22 protein-coding genes and 1 pseudogene are annotated in these 22,820 nt (G+C 44.7%); all 23 read left to right on the top strand.

Annotated elements, in window-relative coordinates; all coding sequences use genetic code 11:
- The first annotated feature begins 33 nt into the window (after window positions 1-33).
- Window positions 34-2,355, top strand: coding sequence for a flagellar hook-length control protein FliK (locus GCHA_RS15750; RefSeq protein ID WP_007989974.1), 2,322 nt, complete (start codon window positions 34-36; stop codon window positions 2,353-2,355).
- Between the two features lie 79 nt (window positions 2,356-2,434).
- Entirely contained in the window at window positions 2,435-2,962 is a 528-nt protein-coding gene (gene fliL / locus GCHA_RS15745) for a flagellar basal body-associated protein FliL (protein WP_007989973.1), read from the top strand.
- 18 nt (window positions 2,963-2,980) lie between these two features.
- Window positions 2,981-4,039, top strand: a complete 1,059-nt coding sequence (gene fliM / locus GCHA_RS15740; RefSeq protein ID WP_007989971.1) for a flagellar motor switch protein FliM — start codon at window positions 2,981-2,983, stop codon at window positions 4,037-4,039.
- A gap of 20 nt (window positions 4,040-4,059) precedes the next feature.
- The gene (gene fliN, locus GCHA_RS15735) at window positions 4,060-4,455 is read left to right on the top strand and encodes a flagellar motor switch protein FliN (RefSeq protein WP_007989969.1); all 396 of its coding nucleotides are present in this window, start codon (window positions 4,060-4,062) and stop codon (window positions 4,453-4,455) included.
- Entirely contained in the window at window positions 4,415-4,915 is a 501-nt protein-coding gene (fliO, locus tag GCHA_RS15730; RefSeq protein WP_013753232.1) for a flagellar biosynthetic protein FliO, read from the top strand. The genes fliN and fliO overlap by 41 nt, the downstream gene beginning before the upstream one ends.
- The gene (fliP, locus tag GCHA_RS15725) at window positions 4,908-5,663 is read left to right on the top strand and encodes a flagellar type III secretion system pore protein FliP (protein ID WP_007989963.1); all 756 of its coding nucleotides are present in this window, start codon (window positions 4,908-4,910) and stop codon (window positions 5,661-5,663) included. Before fliO ends, fliP begins: the two co-directional genes overlap by 8 nt.
- A gap of 2 nt (window positions 5,664-5,665) precedes the next feature.
- Window positions 5,666-5,935: a flagellar biosynthesis protein FliQ gene (gene fliQ, locus GCHA_RS15720; protein ID WP_006993711.1), complete on the top strand. Its 270-nt coding sequence runs from the start codon at window positions 5,666-5,668 to the stop codon at window positions 5,933-5,935.
- A 1-nt stretch (window position 5,936) separates the two neighbouring features.
- The gene (gene fliR, locus GCHA_RS15715) at window positions 5,937-6,716 is read left to right on the top strand and encodes a flagellar biosynthetic protein FliR (protein WP_007989961.1); all 780 of its coding nucleotides are present in this window, start codon (window positions 5,937-5,939) and stop codon (window positions 6,714-6,716) included.
- 76 nt (window positions 6,717-6,792) lie between these two features.
- Window positions 6,793-7,917: a flagellar biosynthesis protein FlhB gene (gene flhB / locus GCHA_RS15710; protein WP_007989959.1), complete on the top strand. Its 1,125-nt coding sequence runs from the start codon at window positions 6,793-6,795 to the stop codon at window positions 7,915-7,917.
- A 121-nt stretch (window positions 7,918-8,038) separates the two neighbouring features.
- On the top strand, window positions 8,039-10,141 hold the full coding sequence (gene flhA, locus GCHA_RS15705) for a flagellar biosynthesis protein FlhA (RefSeq protein WP_039992633.1): 2,103 nt from the start codon (window positions 8,039-8,041) through the stop codon (window positions 10,139-10,141).
- A gap of 34 nt (window positions 10,142-10,175) precedes the next feature.
- Window positions 10,176-11,504: a flagellar biosynthesis GTPase FlhF gene (gene flhF, locus GCHA_RS15700; protein WP_007989956.1), complete on the top strand. Its 1,329-nt coding sequence runs from the start codon at window positions 10,176-10,178 to the stop codon at window positions 11,502-11,504.
- Complete coding sequence (locus GCHA_RS15695; RefSeq protein WP_013753233.1) at window positions 11,501-12,367, top strand: MinD/ParA family ATP-binding protein; 867 nt, start codon at window positions 11,501-11,503, stop codon at window positions 12,365-12,367. Before flhF ends, GCHA_RS15695 begins: the two co-directional genes overlap by 4 nt.
- Entirely contained in the window at window positions 12,364-13,092 is a 729-nt protein-coding gene (locus GCHA_RS15690; RefSeq protein ID WP_007989951.1) for an RNA polymerase sigma factor FliA, read from the top strand. Before GCHA_RS15695 ends, GCHA_RS15690 begins: the two co-directional genes overlap by 4 nt.
- Window positions 13,093-13,139: 47 nt before the next feature.
- The gene (cheY, locus tag GCHA_RS15685; RefSeq protein ID WP_011575779.1) at window positions 13,140-13,523 is read left to right on the top strand and encodes a chemotaxis response regulator CheY; all 384 of its coding nucleotides are present in this window, start codon (window positions 13,140-13,142) and stop codon (window positions 13,521-13,523) included.
- A 30-nt stretch (window positions 13,524-13,553) separates the two neighbouring features.
- Entirely contained in the window at window positions 13,554-14,297 is a 744-nt protein-coding gene (locus tag GCHA_RS15680; protein WP_007989948.1) for a protein phosphatase CheZ, read from the top strand.
- A gap of 12 nt (window positions 14,298-14,309) precedes the next feature.
- Complete coding sequence (locus tag GCHA_RS15675) at window positions 14,310-16,565, top strand: chemotaxis protein CheA (protein ID WP_007989946.1); 2,256 nt, start codon at window positions 14,310-14,312, stop codon at window positions 16,563-16,565.
- Between the two features lie 24 nt (window positions 16,566-16,589).
- The gene (locus GCHA_RS15670; RefSeq protein ID WP_007989944.1) at window positions 16,590-17,741 is read left to right on the top strand and encodes a protein-glutamate methylesterase/protein-glutamine glutaminase; all 1,152 of its coding nucleotides are present in this window, start codon (window positions 16,590-16,592) and stop codon (window positions 17,739-17,741) included.
- Between the two features lie 64 nt (window positions 17,742-17,805).
- Complete coding sequence (locus tag GCHA_RS15665) at window positions 17,806-18,585, top strand: ParA family protein (RefSeq protein ID WP_007989943.1); 780 nt, start codon at window positions 17,806-17,808, stop codon at window positions 18,583-18,585.
- Window positions 18,582-19,399 (top strand): annotated as a pseudogene (locus GCHA_RS15660) (chemotaxis protein CheW). The gene GCHA_RS15665 and the pseudogene GCHA_RS15660 overlap by 4 nt, the downstream one beginning before the upstream one ends.
- 23 nt (window positions 19,400-19,422) lie before the next feature.
- Window positions 19,423-19,917 carry a chemotaxis protein CheW gene (locus GCHA_RS15655; protein ID WP_007989938.1) on the top strand — a complete coding sequence of 165 codons (495 nt, stop codon included), beginning with the start codon at window positions 19,423-19,425 and terminating at the stop codon, window positions 19,915-19,917.
- Window positions 19,918-19,953: 36 nt separating this feature from the next.
- The gene (locus tag GCHA_RS15650; RefSeq protein WP_007989936.1) at window positions 19,954-20,364 is read left to right on the top strand and encodes a DUF2802 domain-containing protein; all 411 of its coding nucleotides are present in this window, start codon (window positions 19,954-19,956) and stop codon (window positions 20,362-20,364) included.
- Window positions 20,365-20,784: 420 nt separating this feature from the next.
- A complete protein-coding gene (metA, locus tag GCHA_RS15645; protein WP_007989934.1) occupies window positions 20,785-21,711 on the top strand; it encodes a homoserine O-acetyltransferase MetA in 927 nt (308 codons plus the stop codon).
- Between the two features lie 32 nt (window positions 21,712-21,743).
- The gene (locus tag GCHA_RS15640) at window positions 21,744-22,802 is read left to right on the top strand and encodes a homocysteine S-methyltransferase family protein (protein ID WP_007989932.1); all 1,059 of its coding nucleotides are present in this window, start codon (window positions 21,744-21,746) and stop codon (window positions 22,800-22,802) included.
- Window positions 22,803-22,820: the final 18 nt, after the last annotated feature.

The following is a 22,820-nucleotide window of genomic DNA, read 5'->3' as shown; positions in this document are numbered from 1 at the left end:
TATTTTTTCACACTTGGGTGTAGAGGATTTTAAATGCTGCAACAAATTGCCACTGCTAAATCAGACGTTGCCGCTTACGCGGTTGATGTGAGTGATAAAAGCGCCTCTAAACTGCAAAATGCAGATGAATTTGCCTTTATGTTAGCTAAGGAGAATAAATCTCATCAGTCAGCTAAGGCAACACCTGAGACTAAAGCTGACGTACAGCCACGCACCAGTAAAAAAGATAAGCAAGCTGCACAAAAAAGTGTTGTCGCATCAGAAAAAGCGACCCAAGACGCGCTATCAAATACTTCCCCTAGCGAAGAATCAAATGCGTTGGGCAAACAAGCGCAGCCTTTTGCTGCAGAGCGAGGTAACACGGTTGCAACTGATAAGAATGGTCTTGCAAGTAAAAGTACAGCGCAAAACGAATCGGACGGTAAAAATATCGACATATCGGCGCAAGTTCAGATGGGCACAGCCGAGGCTAACGTGACGTCATCAGAACAGGTTGATACCTTGGTTACCACAAAGGTTAAAGATGATGCACAGGGCAATCATTGGTTATCGATAGTTGAACAGCTTGTGGCAAACGCTCAGAGCAAAGGTAACAGCGAAGCGCAAGGTAATAGTCAAAAAGCGGGTGTGGCCGATGAAAGCTCGCTTAAAGGAATTATTGATAGTGCAGGTTTTCCCATCAATGCCGAGGACGCTATCGAAACAGTTTCTGGCTCAAACGCAAGTGACGATATTGCTGGTATGCCAGAAAGTGACCAGTTGGCACTGGTAGCAGCTTTGCTGAACAAAATGAATAATACCCAGCTCGATAGCAGATCAGCGCAAGGCGCAAATGAGCATAGCGTTGAAGGTAAAATAGCTGAAGGCAAAATACCCGCTGATGATGTGAGTAAAATGATGGCTGCGCTTGAGGGGCAACCAGAACTAATGAGTGCGTTAAAGCAATTACTCACAACACAAGAGCAAATAAGTGAAGAGTCAAAAGTAGCGCTCGTTGATGCCGGTACTGAAGGGACACTTGAAACTCAGACCAGCGAAGTTTCAGATACGCTAATACAATCTGCAGAAGAAGAGTTAGTACTTAATGAGCAAGAACTAGTCGAGCTTGCTCAAGCTGTTTTCAGTTTAATGGATGCAAAAGCTGCCACCACAAAAGAAACAGCCAAAGGTGATGTAGCGATACAAACACTTGGGGTAAAGGGGAGTGAGCCACAAGCGGGCAGTAGCGAAACAGTGTCGCAACTTATTGAACAAGCAACTGAGCAAAGCGCTCTTGTCTCTGGGCTTGACGCTGGTGCCTCTGAATTAGACGCTGAGCTAACGCAACAACAGCTTGTCTTGTTAGAAAGTACACCTGAATTAAAAAAGCTTCTACAGTTGCCCCCAGAAAAACTTGAGAGTGCCTTAGCAATATTAGCCAAGCAATTACAGCAAGGAGGCACGGCAAGTACAAGCTCCGTGAGTGAATCCTCTATTGGCACAGTGGTGACAAATACAGGTCAGATAGAGAGTGACTTAACGCCCCCCGCAAGCCTTGATTTGAGTAACCTTTTGAGCAAAGTTGACACCAAAGCAGACGTCAGCGGTACCACTGATTTTATTTCTGCTTTAAAAACAGGCTTGGCCGAAGTTAAAGCTCAGCTTGAAAAAGGCCGTGAGCCCGGCATTGATTTAAAGGCCTTGGTGAATGACGCCATAAAATCGTCACCAGAGTTGGCAAGCAATATGCTTTCAACTAAGCCTGAGCAGGTAGAATTGGCTACGCGGTCAATGATGCAGGTAGTAGACGTGGCCCAATTGATGAGTAGCGCGCTAGAACAGGTTTCGCATCAGCAATCGGTTAATGCTACCTATCGTGAGCAGGGCATCAATATGGTTGAACAAACTAAGGCAAGCCAGTTGCAGCAAGGGCAATTTGATAAAGCATTGAATTTAGCCAAACCTGAAGCGCACCAGCAATTAGCTGAAAAAGTACGTTTTATGGTTAATGCCAATCAATTGGTAGCAGACATACGCTTAGACCCAGCTGAATTAGGTTCAATGCACGTAAAGGTGTCGGTAAGTGGGGAGTCAGCGAACGTGAGTTTCGTGGTGCAAACCTTACATGCTAAAGAAGCGATTGATAATGCTGCTCCTAAGTTAAAAGAGATGTTGGCTGAAAAGGGCATTGAGCTGGGGCAATCATCCGTCGAACAAGGGTCGCAAGACGAAGGTGACGAGCAGCAAATGGCCGGAAATGGCAATGGTCATGGCCATAGTGCAGAGCAAGGTCTGGCTGAAGGCGAAGTACCTGAAGGTGTATTACAGCAGCCAATCGTGAATGGAGCTTTAGGCGGTATAGATTACTTTGTTTAACGTTATCTAAGGTGCTTATCGATTGCGATTTTCTGAGTAAGAACGATAATAGCAGCAATTTATTATTTAAGGCGTGCTCATGGCTGAAGAAGAATTACAAATGGAAGAAGGCGGTAAAAAAAGTAAACTTATGATGATTATCATCATTGTGGTTGTTTTACTGTTAGGGGGCTCAGCTGCCGCTTATTTTTTACTGGGTGGTGAAGATGACGCGGCTATGGAGGCGGGTGCTGAGCAAACACAAGGCAGCAGCGACGGAGCGTCCATGTCAGCACCAGTTAAAACGGGCACAGCATTGTACGTAGCGATACCTAACCCAATCACGTTTAATGTGCCAGGCACCACTAGGGACAGATTAGTTGAGATAAAAGTACAACTTATGGTGCGCGGTAGTGACGCCGAAGAACAAGTGAAAATGCATATACCGTCTATTCAAGGGGCATTAAATCGCGCATTTAGCCAAGCGAATGCTGATGATTTAATCACTGAGGCAGGTAAAGCAACGATACGTGATAATGCGTTAAAAGAAGTGCAGAAAACGTTGAAAGACGTATCAGGTAATGAATTGGTTGAGCAGGTATTGTTCACTGGTTTTGTGATGCAATAAGCATAAGCGAGAAAGAGATTGAGCGACTTATTATCCCAAGATGAAATCGATGCGCTACTTCACGGAGTAGACGAAGTCGAAGAAGAAGACGTTGAAGAAACGCAAGGCGATGGCTCTGCGCTTGAATACGACTTCTCTTCGCAGGATCGAATCGTTAGGGGAAGAATGCCAACACTGGAAATCGTAAACGAACGGTTTGCCAGACATATGCGGGTTAGCTTGTTTAATATGATGCGCCGCTCGGCTGAAGTATCAATTAACGGTATCCAAATGATTAAGTTTGGAGAATATATTCATACTTTGTTCGTTCCTACTAGCTTAAATATGGTGCGCTTTCGTCCTTTAAAGGGCACAGGTTTGATCACCATGGAAGCTCGCTTAGTATTTATTTTAGTGGATAACTTCTTCGGTGGCGATGGACGTTACCATGCCAAAATTGAAGGTCGAGAATTTACCCCCACTGAGCGACGCATTATTCAAATGTTGCTTAAACTCATTTTTGAAGATTACAAAGAAGCATGGGCCCCAGTGATGGATGTATCTTTTGAGTATTTAGACTCGGAAGTAAACCCAGCTATGGCGAACATTGTGAGCCCTACCGAAGTGGTGGTGATCAGTTCTTTTCATATTGAACTTGATGGTGGCGGCGGTGATTTTCACGTGTCTTTGCCTTATTCCATGCTTGAGCCAATTCGAGAATTACTTGATGCGGGCGTGCAAAGTGATAAAGAAGATACCGATCTGCGTTGGAGTAAAGCGTTACGGGATGAAATCATGGACGTAAAAGTTGAGCTATCAACCCACATGATGGATTTAACCCTTAGCTTGCAAAAAATTATGGACATGAAAGCCGGAGATATTATCCCGATCGATATGCCCGAGCACATTACCGTCATGATTGAAGAATTACCTACTTTCAGAGCCAAGCTTGGTCGTTCTCGTGACAACCTAGCGCTCAAAATTACCGATAAAATTCCGCGTCCCACATCAGTGAAATCGGAGTTACAACTATTAACCAAAGGCGGTCGCAGAATTGACAGCGACGCCGAGTTACAAACCCTTGAAGATGATTTGTAGCCAATCAAGAGGCAAATATTATGAGTGAAGAAGAAGGTTTAGACGATTGGGCAGCAGCCATGGCTGAACAAGCAGACGAAGAAAATAAAGACGCAGCGGCGACCGTTGCAGATTTTGATGAGCTTGAAGAAGATAAAGATATCACGCCAGCGGAAAAACGTAAGTTAGATACGATCCTTGATATCCCTGTGACTATTTCCATGGAAGTAGGGCGCAGTCACATCAGCATTCGTAATCTACTGCAATTAAACCAAGGATCTGTCGTTGAATTAGACCGTGTTGCTGGCGAACCACTCGATGTGTTAGTAAATGGCACGTTGATTGCTCATGGTGAAGTAGTAGTCGTCAACGATAAATTTGGTATTCGCTTAACTGATGTTATTAGTCAACTGGAAAGAATCAAAAAACTCCGCTAACCAAACTCCTTTTAAAACAAGGGTTTGGTTGCTTCTGAGCCCTCTGTTTTTAGCCTCAAATACAGCACTTGCTGAGGCCAAAACCCTCTCTGATCCCACATCTATAGTGTCAATTTTTCTATCCCTTTTATTGGTTATCGCCGTGGTTTTCATGTTGGCGTTCATCATGCGACGGTTTAACGTCACTGGTGGTAGCTCGGGTCAACTTAAAGTAGTGGCCTCTCTAGCTGCAGGAACGAAAGAGCGGGTATTGGTTATTGAAGTGGGAGACGAACAGCACCTGATTGGTGTTACGGCTCAGAATATTAATCATCTCGCTAAACTTGATACGCCCATTGCAAATGATAAGCCCCCAAGCGGCGAGAATTTCAAAGATAAACTTAACTTGTTTATGGCTGGCAAGTTACAGCCCAACGCCAATCCTGGCAGTAAGCGCAACGCGGGAGAGCGCGATGAATAAACTATTTTTCTGGCTATTGGCCGCCGTGCTGTTGGCTGCGCCGAGTTGGGCGATTGCAGAGCCGGGGATCCCCGCTTTGACCATGACCGAGAACGCAGACGGTTCGCAAGATTACACCATGACATTGCAAGTCGTGGCTATTATGACAGCACTTAGTTTGCTTCCCGCGTTCATTATGATGATGACTTCATTTACACGGATCATCATTGTGTTATCTATTCTGCGTCAAGCTATTGGTTTGCAGCAGTCTCCGTCGAACCAAATTCTTATTGGTGTGAGCTTATTTTTATCGATGTTTATCATGGCACCTGTGTTTGAAAAAATTAACGAAACGGCGCTTCAACCTTATTTAAATGAGCAAATTACCTCAATACAAGCCTATGAGTTAGCCAAGGAGCCATTGCGCGGTTTTATGCTTGCTCAAACGCGCGTAAAAGATTTAGAAACCTTCGTGGAAATCGGTGGTTACGAAGATCAGTTCCAAGAGCCTGCTGATGTCCCAATGAATATACTGATCCCAGCGTTTGTTACCAGTGAACTGAAAACAGCGTTCCAGATTGGTTTTATGCTATTTATTCCTTTTCTTATTTTAGATTTGGTTGTGGCGTCTATCCTGATGGCGATGGGTATGATGATGTTATCGCCGATGATTGTCTCCTTGCCCTTCAAATTAATGCTATTTGTGCTAGTCGACGGCTGGAACTTAATTTTCGGTACGCTAGCAAACAGCTTCGGAATGGGGACCTAGTCATGGCACCTGAGGTCTTTGTTGATATCCTAAAAGAAGCGTTGAACATGGTGATTTTATTGGTATCCGCCATTATTTTGCCGAGTTTATTTGTAGGGCTAATTGTAGCGGTATTCCAAGCGGCCACCTCGATCAACGAGCAAACCATGAGTTTCTTACCGCGTTTAATTGTGACCTTACTGGCCTTGAGCTGGGGAGGACATTGGTTAGTGCAACAATTAATGGACTTCACCTTTACTATGGTGGAGCGTATCCCGGAAGTCGTTGGTTAAAATGGAGTTTTCAGCTGACGTCATTACGCAATTTATGGGCGATATGTTACTACCGTTTATGCGTATCTCCGGCATGTTAGCGACTATGGTTGGCCTTAGCGCGAAAACCGTTCCTACTACCGTTCGTGCTTTACTCACTTTGTTTATTACCCTGATCATTCTACCTGTGATACCACCGGTACAGGTTGATGAGGTGTTTTCAGTGGGTACCTTTATGTTAGTGATCCAGCAATTGATTATTGGCATCTCACTGGGGTTCATTTCCACTATGGTGCTCAACACTTTTGTATTAGCAGGGCAAGTGGTTGCTATGCAGACAGGTCTTGGCTTTGCGTCTATTGTTGATCCGGTCAACGGAATTAACGTACCGGCAGTTGGTCAATTTTATCTCATATTGGCAACCTTGCTCTTTTGGGCGTTAGATGGCCATTTAGCAATGATCCGCATGGTGGTGATGAGTTTTACCGCGTTTCCTGTAGGTGAAGCTTGGTTGCAGCCAGAACAATTCAGAGAAATTGCCCATTGGGCAGGGTGGATGTTTATCTCAGCGGTAACCTTGTCTCTCGCGCCTATTGTATCTCTGTTGATAGTAAATTTAGCGTTTGGCGTTATGACCAAGGCAGCACCGCAGTTAAACATTTTTAGTTTGGGTTTCAGTATTGCTCAAATTATGGGCTTGGTGATTATCTGGATCACCATGGACAACTTTACTTATCACTTTGAAGTACAGTGGGACAGGGCGCAGCAAATGATGTGTCAGCTCGTTAGGGTGTGTCCTTGAAGACTTTCATCAAAACAGTCCTGACAACACTCCTCAAAGGAGCCCAGAAACAAGCCCTTAAAGGAGGCGGTTAGTCATGTCTGACGCGAATGAAAAAACAGAAGACCCCACATCCAAAAAGATCACCGACTCCAGAAAAAAGGGCCAAGTCGCGCGATCTAAAGAGCTATCAACGGCCTTAGTGCTCGTCTTCAGTGCGGCGGCTTTTATCATGATGGGTGGGCAAATTGCCAAAGCTATCTATTTGGTAACCCAGCGCACATTCACTTTATCTCGTGATGAAACCTACGACTTTACGCATATGTTTCAAGCATGGGGCTCAGCGATTGAAACTGTCGCAGGGCCCGTTATGTTATATATGGTGATCATTACTGCCGCGGGAATTTACGGCAATATAGCGCTTGGTGGCTATAACTTTACTTGGCAAGGGGCGGCCCCAAAAGCGAATAAACTCAATCCACTTGCTGGCTTCAAACGAATGTTTGGCATGAACGGTTTAGTAGAGCTGCTTAAAGCGATTGCGAAGGTGATCGTCGTCATGGGAATGGCATATATAGCCATGCTGGTCTTTAAAGATGAAGCCCTGCATTTAGATTTGGAGTTGTATCCGCAAAATTTATTTCATGCCATGGATTTAATTTCTTGGGCGTTTTTAATGATGTGTTGTGCGCTTATTCCTATCGCGGCGTTTGATGTGCCGTATCAAAGCTATAAGCACAACAAGGAAATGAAAATGTCTAAACAGGAAGTTAAAGATGAAAATAAAAATGCTGAAGGTGACCCACAAGTTAAAAACCGCATTCGCCGTTTACAATTTCAAGCTGCGGCAAATCGGATGATGCAAGAAGTGCCAACAGCTGATGTGGTAGTGACTAACCCAACGCATTACTCCATTGCCTTAAAATACGATCAGCAAGGAACGCGAGCCCCAGTGCTGGTGGCTAAAGGGGTGGACGAAATGGCCATGCATATTCGTAAAATCGCTGATGCCCATGAGGTTCCGATTGTTGCTTCTCCTATGTTGGCTAGGGCAATTTACTACTCCACTGAGGTAGAATCAGAGATCCCGACTCAATTGTTTATGGCTGTGGCGCAAATTTTGGCTTATGTCTTCCAATTAAAAGCGTATAAAAAAGGCAAAGGCAAGCGTCCGAAGTCAGTACCGACCAACCTGCCAATCCCTTATGAGCTAAGGCGTTAACTGATCTTTAACGCTTAGCATTAGACTAAAGATTAAAACGTATTATTAGGTGGATAACCTAATTTGGCGCGGTAGTTGCTTTACTAGGTAAAACGTCCGCCAGGTGTCAAAAATACGCGCTATGCAACTAACTGCTTATCTTAATCGTTTCGACAAAAATCAATTTCAGTCTGTTATGTCTGGACTTGGTGCGCCTCTTGTTTTGTTGGCAATCATGGGAATGGTTATTTTACCCATGCCAGCGTTTCTTCTCGACGTGCTCTTTAGCTTTAATATTGCTTTATCATTGGTCATTATCTTAGTGTCTGTTTTCACTAAGAAGCCCGTCGACTTCGGTATTTTCCCTCTCGTTTTGTTAATTGCCACAGTACTGCGTCTAGCGCTGAATGTCGCGTCAACACGAATTGTATTGCTTGAAGGGCATGAAGGTGGCGATGCAGCAGGTAAAGTGATTCAAGCATTTGGTGAAGTCGTTATCGGCGGTAATTATGCTGTGGGTATTGTGGTGTTCGCCATTCTTTTGATTATCAACTTTAAAGTGGTGACAGCGGGCGCTGGGCGTATTTCTGAAGTAAGTGCACGATTTACCCTAGATGCTATGCCTGGTAAACAGATGGCAATTGATGCCGATCTGAACGCTGGGTTTATCGATCAAGATGAAGCGCGTAAACGCCGTTTTGAAGTGACCAGTGAGGCAGATTTCTATGGCTCAATGGACGGTGCATCTAAGTTTGTAAAAGGAGATGCAGTGGCAGGCTTATTTATTATGTTGATTAACATAGTAGGTGGCTTGTTTATTGGCATTTTTCAGCATGATTTGGCCTTTGGCCAAGCTGTCGAAATCTACACCTTGCTGACCATAGGTGATGGGTTAGTGGCACAAATTCCTTCGTTACTATTATCCGTAGCAACGGCGATTATTGTCACTCGTGAAAACGACTCCCAAGAGATGGGGCAAGAGCTCACTCGTCAGCTCGGCAACCGTCAAGCGCTATACATTACCAGCGGTATTTTGTTTGTAATGGGCATTGTTCCGGGCATGCCTCACATGGCGTTCTTAGGGTTCAGTGCGTTAATTGGTGGTTATGCATATTTCCAATATTGGAACGAAAAGAAAATGGCAGAGCAGCCTGAAGTGTTAGCGCCCACACCGGATCGTGGTAACGCGAAACCCGCTGAGATAAAAGAACTTGGTTGGGACGATGTGCAGCATGTCGATACCATCGGACTAGAAGTCGGGTATAGATTAATTCCCTTGGTTGATAAGTCTCAAGGCGGCGAATTATTGACGCGTATTAAAGGTGTGCGTAAGAAGTTATCTCAAGAATTAGGCTTTCTTATTCCTCCTGTGCATATTCGCGATAACTTAGACTTGAGCCCAAATAATTACACTATATCTATGTTAGGTGTATCTGTCGGTGAAGCTGAAATTAGCCACGACGATGAACTGGCAATTAACCCAGGCCAAGTATTTGGCAAGCTAGACGGCACAGTGACAAAAGACCCAGCCTTTGGCTTAGATGCCGTGTGGATCCGCTCCAACCAGCGCGAGCATGCTCAGACATTGGGTTACACCGTGGTTGACAGCGCTACCGTGGTTGCAACGCATTTAAGCCAATTGCTTACCAACAATGCCTACCAGTTGCTCGGTCACGAAGAAGTTCAACAACTGCTCGACATGCTTGCCAAGCAAAGCCCTAAACTGGTAGAAGGTTTGGTGCCGGATATTCTATCGCTTAGCACTGTGGTTAAGGTTTTGCAGACCTTATTGTACGAGGGAGTGCCTATCCGAGACTTGCGCACTATCGTGCAAACCTTGTGCGAGTATGGGCCGAAGAGTCAAGATCCAGACGTGTTGGTATCCGCTTTGCGTATCGCACTGAAGCGCTTAATCATTCAAGAAATCAACGGCGGCCAAGCCGAACTACCAGTCATAACTTTGGCGCCAGAGTTGGAACAGATGTTGCACCAGTCTTTACAAGCCGGTGGTGGAGATGGCGCAGGCATAGAGCCAGGTTTAGCGGAACGCTTACAGAAGTCGCTAAATGACGCATCTCAACAACAAGAATTGGCGGGTGAGCCTGCGGTATTACTGACCTCAGGCATGTTACGCCCAGTGCTATCTAGGTTCCTGAAGCACGCAGTACAAGGTTTGCATGTGTTGTCTTATCAAGAAATTCCAGATGACAAACAAATCAAAATAGTCAGTTCGGTGGGTCAATAGTCCGTCACCAGATGCAAGTAGCAAGGGGTAAATTGTGAAAATTAGACGCTTTTATGGCAAAGATATGCGAGAAGCATTGAAACAGGTCAAAGATGAGTTAGGCGATGACGCGGTTATTATGTCTAATAAGAAACTGAGTGATGGCGTAGAGATTGTCGCAGCTTATGATAAAGAGCCTGTGCATGCGCCTAAGCGCCAACAAGCTCCAACAACACCTGAGCCAAAACGCCGAGTGGATGCTACCCCTACGCTTAGCGAAATTATTGGTGATAGTGGGCCTGATAGCCTAAGAGCATTGCTGGAAAAACAGATTCAGGCGAAAGAGTCAGCGGTACAGGCCAATTCCAACGTACAACCTAGCCCAATTGCGCCACAACGAACAACCACCCAAAGCGAAGCACGTCAACCGCAAGCACGTACGGTTAATGAGCCCCAACAGGATGCATTGAATGAGATGCGTCAAGAGTTGGCTTCACTGCGTAATGTACTGCAATTTCAAGTGGCGGGTTTAATACAGCAAGATAAAGGGCGTAATCACCCATTACACGGATACTTGACCAGCAAGCTTCAAAGTATGGGGATCAGCCAAGCTCTCGCCAATGAAGTGGTGTCTTATACGCCAGCTGACACTGATGAGCGCCAAGCGTGGTTGTTTCTACTTAAGTTGTTAGCTAATCGTATTCAAACAGAAGAAAGTAACTTGCTGACGAAAGGGGGGGTTGCGGTATTAATGGGCCCAACTGGCACAGGTAAAACGACTACCGTGGCAAAGCTTGCAGCGCAAGCCGCGCAAAAATACGGGGCAGAAAATGTCGGTTTGATCACCCTAGATAGCTATCGAATTGCCGCCTATGAGCAAATATCCACATATGCGCGGATAATTGGTTGTTCGGTCAAAAAAGCTCAAAACGCTGAAGAATTGTCCGATCTGTTATTTCAGTTTAGAAATAAACGCCTTATTCTAATTGATACTGCAGGATTTGGACAAAGAGATGTTAGACTGATCAAACAGTTAGAAACGCTAAAGCAAAGTACAACAGCAAATATCAACAGTTATTTGGTGATGCAAGCCAATAGCCAATATCAAGTCATGCAGCAAACTATCGCTGCGTACAAACAGATTTCTTTACAGGGTTGTATTTTCACCAAAATAGATGAATGCTACAGTCTTGGAGAAGCGATTAGTGCGGCCATCGAGCACAAATTGCCCGTGAGTTTTATAACCGATGGTCAAAAGGTTCCGGAAGACTTAAAAGTGGCAGATGCAAAATTTTTAATAACCAGCGCCGCCAAGCTTTATAAAAAGCATGTATTAATTCATACTAGTGATAATTCACTAAATAACGCAGCAGTGGCAGTATGATTGAGGACCAGGCAAGTAGCTTAAGAAGAATGAATCAATCGCGATTAATTAAAGTTATCGCCGTGACCGGTGGTAAGGGCGGAGTGGGTAAAACCAACGTCACATTAAATACCGCAATCTCTATGGCCCAGCAGGGTAAGCGAGTGATGGTATTAGATGCAGACTTGGGGTTAGCCAACGTTGATGTGTTACTTGGTTTGCGCGTGGTTAAAAACCTTTCCCACGTACTTTCTGGTGAATGCACCTTAGATGAAGTACTCGTAGAAGGCCCTTGTGGAATAAAAATAGCGCCAGCAACCTCTGGTAGCCAATCCATGACAGAGCTCACACCGACAGAACACGCAGGTTTGATCCGTGCATTTAGCGAACTACGTTCGCAAATCGATGTGCTGATTGTGGACACTGCCGCGGGTATTTCTGACATGGTGTTAAGTTTCTCGCGAGCGTCTCAAGACATTTTGGTGGTGGTGTGTGATGAACCCACGTCACTGACTGATGCCTACGCGTTGATTAAAATTCTTAATAAAGAGCATGGTGTTTTTCGCTTTAAAATTGTCGCCAACATGGTGCGCAATATGCGAGAAGGCCAAGAGTTATTTAATAAATTAACTAAGGTTACAAATCGTTTTCTTGATGTCGCTTTAGAGCTAGTGGCTACGGTACCGTTTGACGAAAATATCCGTAAATCGGTGCGTAAGCAAAAAGCCATAGTAGAAGCGTACCCGAATTCTCCTGCTGCTGTGGCGATTAAAAAATTAGCTCAGCAAGCGTCCGGCTGGCCAGTACCTTCGCAGCCGGGGGGGCACTTAGAATTTTTCCTTGAACAGCTTATCGTTAAAAAAGCTGTGGGCGATGTTCGGTGAATAGTAAAGCCGCTGCATATCAGCAGTTAGATGACAGAAATGCGTTAGTGGAGCGTCATGCGCCATTAGTTAAACGCATTGCCCATCATTTAATTGCTCGTTTGCCAGCCAGTGTGCTGGTAGACGATTTAATTCAAGCCGGCATGATCGGTCTGCTTGAGGCCTCACGTAATTTCGATGGTTCTAAAGGCGCGAGCTTTGAGACATTCGCCGGTATTCGAATTCGTGGCTCTATGCTCGATGAAATTCGAAAAGGCGATTGGACACCGCGTTCTGTACACAAAAATGGCCGGGCAATAACCGATGCCATTAATAAAGTAGAACGTGAGACTGGCCGAGATGCCAGAGATGTCGATATTGCTAAAAAACTAGAGGTGAGTATTGAGCAATACCATCAAATGCTTAGCGAAGTAAATGCGGGCAAAATTATTGGTATGGAAGATTTAGGGGTGACAGAGGATGTTGTTACCACGGAACAGACCAAAGGTTCAGATACCCCCTTTGAAGATTTACTTCAAGGGTCCTTTCAAAAAGCGTTGGCCCATGCCATTACCACCTTGCCAGAGCGTGAAGCTATTGTGTTGTCATTGTATTATGACGAAGAATTGAACTTACGCGAAATCGGTGAGGTATTAGATGTGAGTGAATCACGTGTTAGCCAAATACACAGTCAAGCGATGCTAAAACTAAAAAGTAAAATGCAAACTTGGCGTATTGAAGAATAAACCAATAATATACAAATATTGTGATTTTGCCCTGAGCGGAGATTATTTTGGATAAGAATATGAAAATTTTGGTTGTTGATGACTTCTCGACTATGCGTCGAATCATCAAAAACCTATTGAAAGATTTAGGCTTTACCAACATTCAAGAAGCAGATGATGGAAGTACAGCACTGCCTATGTTGCAACAAGGCGATTTCGATTTTGTGGTAACTGATTGGAATATGCCTGGTATGCAAGGTATTGACTTATTGCGTGCTATTCGTGCCGATGAAAATCTGAAACATACCCCAGTGTTAATGGTCACCGCTGAAGCGAAAAAAGAGCAAATAGTTGCAGCTGCGCAAGCAGGTGTGAACGGTTACGTGATCAAACCTTTTACCGCGGCAACCCTTAAAGAGAAGTTGGCGAAAATATTTGAACGTTTAGGTTAATCAGGCTTTTTCAACAATAAGGAAGACCTTATGACCTTTCACGCAGCCCCCATGTCGATAGAAGACGCAAAGCAACTGGTTGCTTTGCTTGAAAGCGGTGATAATCAAGGTGCTCAACAACTTCTCGATAGTACTAACGACACCAACTCAGTTGAGCTGTTCGAGGAAGTAGGCAAGTTAACTCGTCAGCTTCACGACTCTTTAAACAACTTTCAGCTTGATGAGCGTATAGCTAATCTTGCAAATGAAGAGATCCCTGACGCAAAAACGCGATTAACCTACGTTATTGAAACCACGGAACAAGCTGCAAATCGCACCATGGATTTAGTCGATGACTGCATGCCTATTGCTGAAAAGCTGAACTCTGAAATTAACGCTATTCTTCCTGAATGGAAAAAACTCTTCAGCCGTCAATTGGAATTGGGCGAGTTTAATACCTTGTGCCGACGTCTCGATAGTTTTTTAGAAGATGGCAAAGTTGAATCTGCGAAACTCAATGAGTTTTTAACTGAAATGTTGCTTGCCCAAGGGTATCAAGATATCACTGGGCAAATTATCCGCCGCGTTATAGAGCTTGTAAAAGAAGTGGAAGATAGCTTAGTGCATATGCTGACGATGTTTGGTGGAATAGAATCTGCGGAAAATCCTCATATATCTGATAAACAAGCCGATAGTGTAAAAGCGGAAGGCCCAATACTTGATGCTGCTAACCGCGATGACGTCGCATCGGACCAAGATGATGTTGATGACTTACTCTCAAGTTTAGGATTTTAGAGGCGTTAGGATATGGGGTTTGATGTTGACGAGGAAATTCTTCAAGATTTTTTAGTTGAAGCTGGAGAAATTTTAGAGCAGCTACAAGAACAACTCGTCGAATTAGAAAATAATCCACAAGATTCAGATCTATTGAATGCGATCTTTCGTGGCTATCACACGGTCAAGGGCGGGGCAGGGTTCCTGTCGTTAACCGAACTGGTGGATATTTGCCACGGCGCTGAAAATGTATTTGATGTGATGCGTAATGGCCAGCGCACGTTAACCCCCGCATTAATGGACATTATTCTGCAAGCAACCGATGAAGTGGTTGCTATGTTTGAAGACGTCAAAGCGAATAAGCCGCTTGTTGCTGCAGAGCAAACCCTTCTTGATACTCTTCATCGCCTAAGTAAACCAGAAACCGCAGATGAAGCAGTCGAGGCGCCGCCTGAGGCTCCTCCTGTCGTTGAAGAGCACCAAGAAACGATTAACGAGCCGTCTACGTCAGCTAAAACAGAATCGGATGACTTTGACGAGTCTGAATTTGAAGCTTTGCTTGATGAGCTTCATGGCAAAGGGAACCCTGTTGGTGGCGCAGCGCAAGCCACTGCTACGCAGGCTCCAAGTACCGCCGATACCTCGAATGACGATGATATCAGTGACGACGAATTTGAAGCATTGCTCGACCAGCTCCACGGTGAAGGTCAATTTGGTGGCGCACAAGTCCCACCTGTTGAGCCGCCCAAGGCGCCAGCGGTGAATACTTCTTCTGATGAAGAAGATATTAGCGATGATGAATTTGAAGCGCTGCTTGATCAATTGCATGGCAAAGGCCAAGGCCCAGCAGGTAAAAAAGACCAAAGCTCAACACCCAGCGCAGCATCGGCCGCCCCAGCGACGCCTGCTTCAGTTGAAAGTGCGGCATCCCAGCCTAAAAATCAAAACGGCGCGAGCAATCAGAGCAAGCCGCAAACACCGAGTATCGCCCCCACACAGGCTAGTGCTGCTTCTAAACATTCTGAACCACAAGCGAAAACACCAGCACCTGCGGCTAAGCGGGATGAAAAGCGCCCCGCACCTCCGCAAGCAGAAACGACTGTGCGTGTTGATACTAAACGCTTGGATCAGATTATGAATATGGTGGGGGAGTTAGTACTGGTACGTAATAGGCTACTGAGTTTAGGTTTATCGGTGAACGATGAAAGTATGTCTAAAGCGATAGCGAATTTAGATGTTGTGACCGGTGACCTTCAAGGTGCCGTGATGAAAACGCGCATGCAGCCAATTAAAAAGGTATTTGGGCGCTTTCCACGAGTGGTTCGCGATTTAGCCCGCACGTTGAAAAAAGAAATTACCTTAGAGCTTGAAGGTGAAGACACCGATTTAGATAAAAACCTGGTAGAAGCACTAGCAGATCCCTTGGTGCATTTGGTGCGTAACTCAGTCGATCACGGTATTGAAATGCCAGCCGATCGGATTGCCGCCGGTAAGCCGTCACTAGGTACGGTAAAATTGTCAGCCTCGCAAGAAGGGGATCATATCTTATTGAGCATTGTCGATGACGGCAAGGGGATGGATCCTGACAAGCTCAAAGAGATCGCTATTTCTCGAGGTGTGCTAGACGCAGATGCGGCTGCAAGAATGTCTGACGAAGAAGCCTTTAATCTCATTTTTGCACCTGGTTTTTCAACTAAAACTGAGATTTCTGAAGTATCTGGCCGTGGTGTTGGTATGGACGTTGTGAAAACGAAAATCAACCAACTGAACGGTAGCGTTAATATCGACTCCGTTTTAGGCAAAGGCACAACGTTAGAAATCAAAGTACCGCTTACATTGGCGATATTGCCCACCTTAATGATAGTGGTCGGCGATCAAACATTTGCTTTGCCCTTAGGCTCAGTCAATGAAATTATTAACATGGATATGAGCAAAACCAACATGGTAGATGGCCAGTTGACAAAAATTGTTCGTTCCAAAGCCATTCCATTATTCTATTTGCGAGAATGGTTAGTGCGTAAAAGCGCAAAACCAATCCCGTTAGATCGCTCCAAAGGACATGTAGTTGTTGTACAAATTGGTACTCAGCAGCTCGGTTTTGTCGTTGATGCACTGATTGGTCAAGAAGAAGTTGTGATTAAACCACTAGACGAATTACTTCAAGGCACCCCAGGTATGGCGGGTGCTACCATCACCAGTGACGGCGGGATCGCATTGATTTTAGATGTTCCAGGACTATTGAAGCATTACGCGAAGAAAAAAGCCGATGCCATTCGACAAGTGCGTTAATCTCGAGGTTTTAATAAAACATACATGGCATACAAGATATTAGTAGTTGATGATTCGATTTTTTTTAGGCGCCGTGTAAAAGAAATTTTAGAGCTAGATCCCAATTTAGAGGTTATAGGTGAGGCACGAAACGGCCAAGAAGCAATTGATATGGTCGCCTCCTTGAACCCAGATGTGGTGACTATGGACGTAGAAATGCCTGTGATGGACGGAATAACGGCAGTCAAAAAAATCATGGCGCGTAAACCTGTTCCTATCATTATGTTTTCTTCTTTGACCCTTGAAGGTGCGAAAGCCACGCTTGACGCATTAGACGCAGGGGCGATGGACTTTTTACCAAAGAAATTTGAAGATATTGCGGCTAACCGTGCGGATGCTGTCGCGCTATTACAGTCAAGAGTGAAAGGCCTATGCCGAAAACACCACGGTCTCAGACCAGCAGCTCCCCGAGTAACGGCTCCAAAAGCGATTTTATTCAATAAACCTGTTAGTCGAAGTGCGCTAGGTCGAAAAGGCAGTGAGCAAACAACTCGGTCTGCTGCTGGTATCGTCACAACGCCCCTATATCAATCTTCGTCTAGCGACATACCATCGGGCAAAAAGTATCGCTGTTTAGCCCTTGGCACGTCTACTGGCGGACCGGTCGCTTTACAAAAAGTGCTAACCACTATGCCGAAGCATTTTCCGTATCCGATATTTATTGTGCAACATATGCCTGGTTCTTTCACCAAAGCCTTCGCAGAACGTTTAAATCAGTTATCGAAGCTAACGGTCAAAGAGGCTGTAAATGGCGAGGTTGTGCAAGCTGGCGTTGCTTACTTGGCTCCAGGCGGACGGCAAATGACAATCCAGGGCGATGCCGAACGAGCAACATTTAGAATTTATGATGCACCAGTTAGTGCCGATATATTATACAAACCCAGTGTTGATATTACCTTCGAGTCAATTGCTAATGTATATCGTGGGGATGTTCTAGGCATTATTTTAACCGGCATGGGAACTGACGGAAAAATCGGCGCAAGTACACTGAAAAGAAATGGCGCAAAAATTTGGGCTCAAGATGAGCTAAGCTCAGTAGTGTATGGAATGCCTCAAGCAGTCATGAACTCAGGTATTGCTGAAAAAGAGTTTTCCATAGATTCCTTTGAAAGCCATATTGTCAAAGAGATGGCGTAAAATCAGTTTTCATTCTTTGGGTTGGAGTGATAAATCGTATAGCAAGAACTAAAAGGGCGTTTACGTGAAGGTATGGACAGTTGCAAACCAAAAAGGGGGCGTTGGAAAAACCACCACAACCGTCACCTTAGGTGGTTTGCTAGCACAGCGCGGTGCTAAGGTAGTCTTAATTGATACCGATCCCCATGCGTCCTTAAGCTATTATTTTGGTATTGATTCTGATGAGCTTTCACGCAGTTTATACGACATTTTCGTACACGATAAACCCTTGGACAAAGATACAGTTTTAGATTGTTTATGCCCAACTAAGCTCGATTCACTTTTTATTTTACCTGCGAGCATGGCGTTAGCGACGCTAGATCGACAATTGGGTAACCAAAGCGGTATGGGACTAACCCTTAAAAAGGCGCTGGCGTTAATTGAAGATGAGTTTGAATACGCGGTTATCGATTGCCCACCTGTTTTAGGTGTGCTCATGGTTAATGCGCTGGCCGCTTCTACTCGCGTGATTATTCCTGTTCAAACAGAGTTTTTAGCACTGAAAGGTTTAGAGCGTATGCTCGATTCTTTACAAATAATGCAACAATCTTTGCGTAAAGCATTTCGCTATACCATAGTGCCTACTATGTTCGATAAGCGCGTGAAAGCAGCCATTGGAGCTTATTATACGTTACGGGAAACACACGGTGATAGCGTGTGGCAAGGCTTGATCCCCATTGATACTAAATTTCGAGACGCCAGTTCGCACCATGCTTTGCCATCTGTACATGCGCCGAAGGCTAGGGGCGTGGTTGCTTATACAAGCTTATTACGTCATTTACGTTTATTAGAGGCGGCAAAATGAGTAATAGATCCTCCGGTAAGAAAAACGTAATGGAAGAATACCTGTCGTCATTGTTGACAGAAGAGGTTGCCCATAGTGAGCCGTTAGAGCAAGTCAGTAAGTTACTGGATTCCGCCTCTGTGTTACATATCACTGAGGCAGAGCAACAAAAGCTGTCAGCGCAACCGAGCATTATCGACCCTGACAGTATTAAGGTGGAACAGCTTAAAGAGGCAGTCGAGCTGGTCGACCATACCCAGTCCCAATCCCTAACTCCCCCAGAGCAAAGTGTCGATTCTGATGTTGAAGAAGATAACGACACACAACACGAAGTAGGGAGAGTAACCAAATCCCCCGAAAGCGATATAGCGCAAGACACAGGTATTTACACCGAACCTTTTCAGACGTTAATTTTTGAAGTTGCGGGGCTATCACTGGCACTGCCATTAACGGAATTAGGCGGCATCCATCAATTGACAGAGGTAACTCCAATCTTTGGAAAGCCCAGTTGGTTTAAAGGTGTGATGTTACACCGTGACGAAAAGATGAATGTTGTTGACACTGCCATGTGGGTAATGCCAGATAAATGTAATGAAAAGCTGGCAGATTCAGCTAAAAATCAATATCTTATCATGTTAGATGATAGCGGATGGGGCTTGGCATGTGAACGTATTATTGACACCATTACTTTGCAACCAGATGATGTAAAATGGCGAAAGTTTGACGGAAAGCGCACTTGGCTTAGCGGTATGGTAAAGAAAAAATGTGTGCCTTGGTAAATGTAAAGCAACTCATTAGGCTTTTACAGCAAGGTATGAATAGTAATGACAACTAGCAAAATATGCTGGAGTGACAAAAATGAGTGATGACAGAACATTGAGCAACGCCCCTTCTGACCGTAACGACGAAGTCTTACAGTGGGTAACCTATAAGTTAGGTGAAGAAACTTATGGTATTAATGTTATGCAGGTACAAGAGGTTTTGCGTCACACTGAGATAGCCCCGGTTCCCGGCGCCCCCGAGTACGTGCTGGGGATCATTAACCTGCGTGGAAATGTGGTTACCGTTATCGATACGCGCTCCCGTTTCGGTTTAGAGCCCACAGATTTGACCGACAATACTCGCATCGTGATTATTGAGTCTGATGAACAAGTGGTCGGTATTCTGGTTGATAGCGTCGCTGAGGTGGTATATCTGCGCTCATCTGAGATTGACAGTGCCCCCAACGTCGGTACAGAAGAGAGCGCCAAGTTTATTCAAGGCGTAAGTAACCGAGACGGAGAATTGTTGATACTGGTGGATCTGAATAAACTATTAAGTGATGAAGAGTGGGAAGAGTTAACCAATATTTAATTCATTGTTTTGCGATTAACTGATCTGGACGCAATTGTGGAAATAAGTCATTTTATTTACGTGGTTTTTGTGGTCGCTATTTTGCTGTTTATTGGCGCATTTGCGGTTTTAGTAAAACGTATTGCGCTATTAAAAGAGCAGAACGAGCAACAGCAAAAACAGTTAATGTCCCTTGAAGAACAATTGCTGGCTAACCAACAAGAACTGCAAGAAGTTCGTGTGGGCAGTATCGGTATGGGCGACAAAATTAAAGCCCTTGTTAGCGCGGTGAAACAAACTGTGAGTCAGCAGGAGCAACTTGCCAGCCAAGATCCTCAGAGTCGTTTATACCAACAAGCGGCTAAACTGGTGGCCAGTGGTTACTCGGTTGAAGACTTGATGCATGAGTGTGATATGCCCAAAGCAGAAGCAGAGCTTATCTATAATTTACACAAGCAATCATCCTAATACTGGCGAATTTAGCGTTGGCATTCGTGCCGCTCATATTGCCGATACTTGACTCGTCTTTGGTATTAGAATGGCTAAACGCTTACAGGTTATTTCTTCCTAACTCCCAGTAACCATTTCCATATTCCTCTAATATATTTTCATACCTCATATCCTATAACCTACAACCCTTGCCCCATAGCAGGTTTGATTTATCAGTCCGCACTCTCATTGATTATTAGCTGCGTAGTACTATTTATCGTTGCCAATTGGCAACGAGCTGGTTCGAAGCCAGAGGCGAGTTTGTGAATTTAGTCATACTCCAAAGTTGCGCTTACCATTTTAAGCAGTGTGTACGTTTAGACGTCTAGACGTAAAGAAGTTGACATTCACCGCGTTTTGCTCCAAATTTAGCGTATCTCAACACATCTTGGAGTCACTATGCCCATTCGAATTCCTACTGAATTGCCTGCACAAAGCATTTTAAATAGTGAAAATATTTTTGTGATGGATACCGACCGTGCTGCCATGCAGGATATTCGTCCGCTGGAAGTGGGTATCTTGAATTTAATGCCAAACAAGATGGAAACCGAAGTACAGTTCTTACGTTTGTTATCGAATACGCCACTGCAAATCAATGTGGATTTAATCCGCATTGATAATCAAGCGCCTAAAAATACGCCTGAGTCACATATGAAAGCCTTTTATCATAATTTTGATGATGTGGCAGATAAGCAATACGATGGATTGATTGTCACTGGCGCGCCTTTGGCATTGTTAGATTATGACAAGGTAAAGTATTGGGAGAAGATGAAAGTCGTGCTTGAATGGGCTCAACGGCATGTGCAATCTACCTTATTTTCGTGTTGGGCAGCGCATGCGGCTTTGTATCACTTTCATGGTAAAAATCGCCGTCTACGTGATGAAAAACTCAGTGGTATTTTTGCCCACCAAGTTCAGGATGAACACAATGAACTCATGCGCGGCTTTGACCCCGTTTTTTATGCGCCTCATTCTCGTTATGGTGAAATAAGCATAGCTGACTATGAATCAGTGCCTGGGCTCAGCGTAATAGCAAGTTCGGATAAAACAGGTGCTTATATAGTGGCGTCCGATGACAAGCGATTAGTCTTTGTGACTGGGCATCCAGAATATGATCCTGACTCATTGGATCAGGAATATAAGCGTGATGTAAAAGCAGGCCTAGCGCCAAATATGCCAGAAAACTACTATCCGGATAACGATCCAAGTCAGGATCCTTTGGTGACGTGGCGCGCTCATGGTAGTTTGCTGTTCACCAATTGGTTAAACTACTACGTTTATCAGAATACGCCTTATGATTTGGCATCTTTGTCGAACAAAGGTTAGAGCAATTTAATTTCAGTTTTAAAGGAAAAAATGTGTCAAGGGTATCCTCAGAACAAGCATTAATCGACGCTGCGAAATCGCGTATTCTCGTCTTAGATGGCGCTATGGGCACTATGATCCAAGCTCATGACTTTCAAGAAAATGACTACCGTGGTGAACGTTTTGCTGACTGGCACAGTGATGTTAAGGGTAACAATGATTTGCTTACTCTTACCCAGCCAGAGGCAATTTACAATATTCATTGTGCGTACTTTGCTGCCGGTGCAGACATTATTGAAACCAACACCTTTAATGCCACTACGATATCCATGGCTGACTACAACATGCAGTCATTGGCCAAAGAAATAAACATTGAATCGGCAAAGCTAGCCCGTAAAGCCGCTGATAAATTTACCGCTCAAACCCCTGAAAAACCGCGTTTTGTTGCTGGCGTGCTGGGGCCAACAAGTCGAACGGCCTCTATTTCACCTAATGTGAATGACCCTGGTGAACGCAATGTGACCTTTGATGAATTAGTTGAAGCCTACGTTGAAGCCACCCACGGTTTAATCGAAGGGGGTGTTGATTTGATTATGGTCGAAACCATCTTTGATACCCTGAATGCGAAAGCCGCTTTGTTTGCTGTTGATACGGTTTTTGAATCGCTAGGCAAAACCTTGCCGATTATGATCTCAGGCACAATTACCGATGCATCAGGGCGCACATTATCAGGTCAAACCGCTGAAGCATTTTATTATTCTATGCGCCATACGAGTCCGTTTTCGTTTGGTTTAAACTGCGCTTTAGGGCCAGATTTATTGCGCCAATATGTTGATGAAGTCTCTACCGTTGCCGAGTGTTTAGTCTCTGCACACCCAAACGCGGGGCTGCCGAATGAGTTCGGCGAATATGATCTTGAGAGCGATGAAATGGCTGAGCATATTCGTGAATGGGCGCAGTCAGGGCTTGTTAATATCGTTGGGGGATGTTGTGGCTCAACGCCAGAGCATATTGCCGCGATTGCCCAAGCAGTTGAAGGCGTGGCCCCGCGCGTTATTCCGCAACATGATATTAAGCTTCGTCTATCAGGGCTAGAGCCATTTGTGCATTAAAACAAAATTGGTGCAAGG

The organism is Paraglaciecola chathamensis S18K6 (assembly GCA_000314955.1).
Taxonomy (GTDB): domain Bacteria; phylum Pseudomonadota; class Gammaproteobacteria; order Enterobacterales; family Alteromonadaceae; genus Paraglaciecola; species Paraglaciecola chathamensis.
This window is presented reverse-complemented; position numbering and strand designations above follow the sequence as displayed.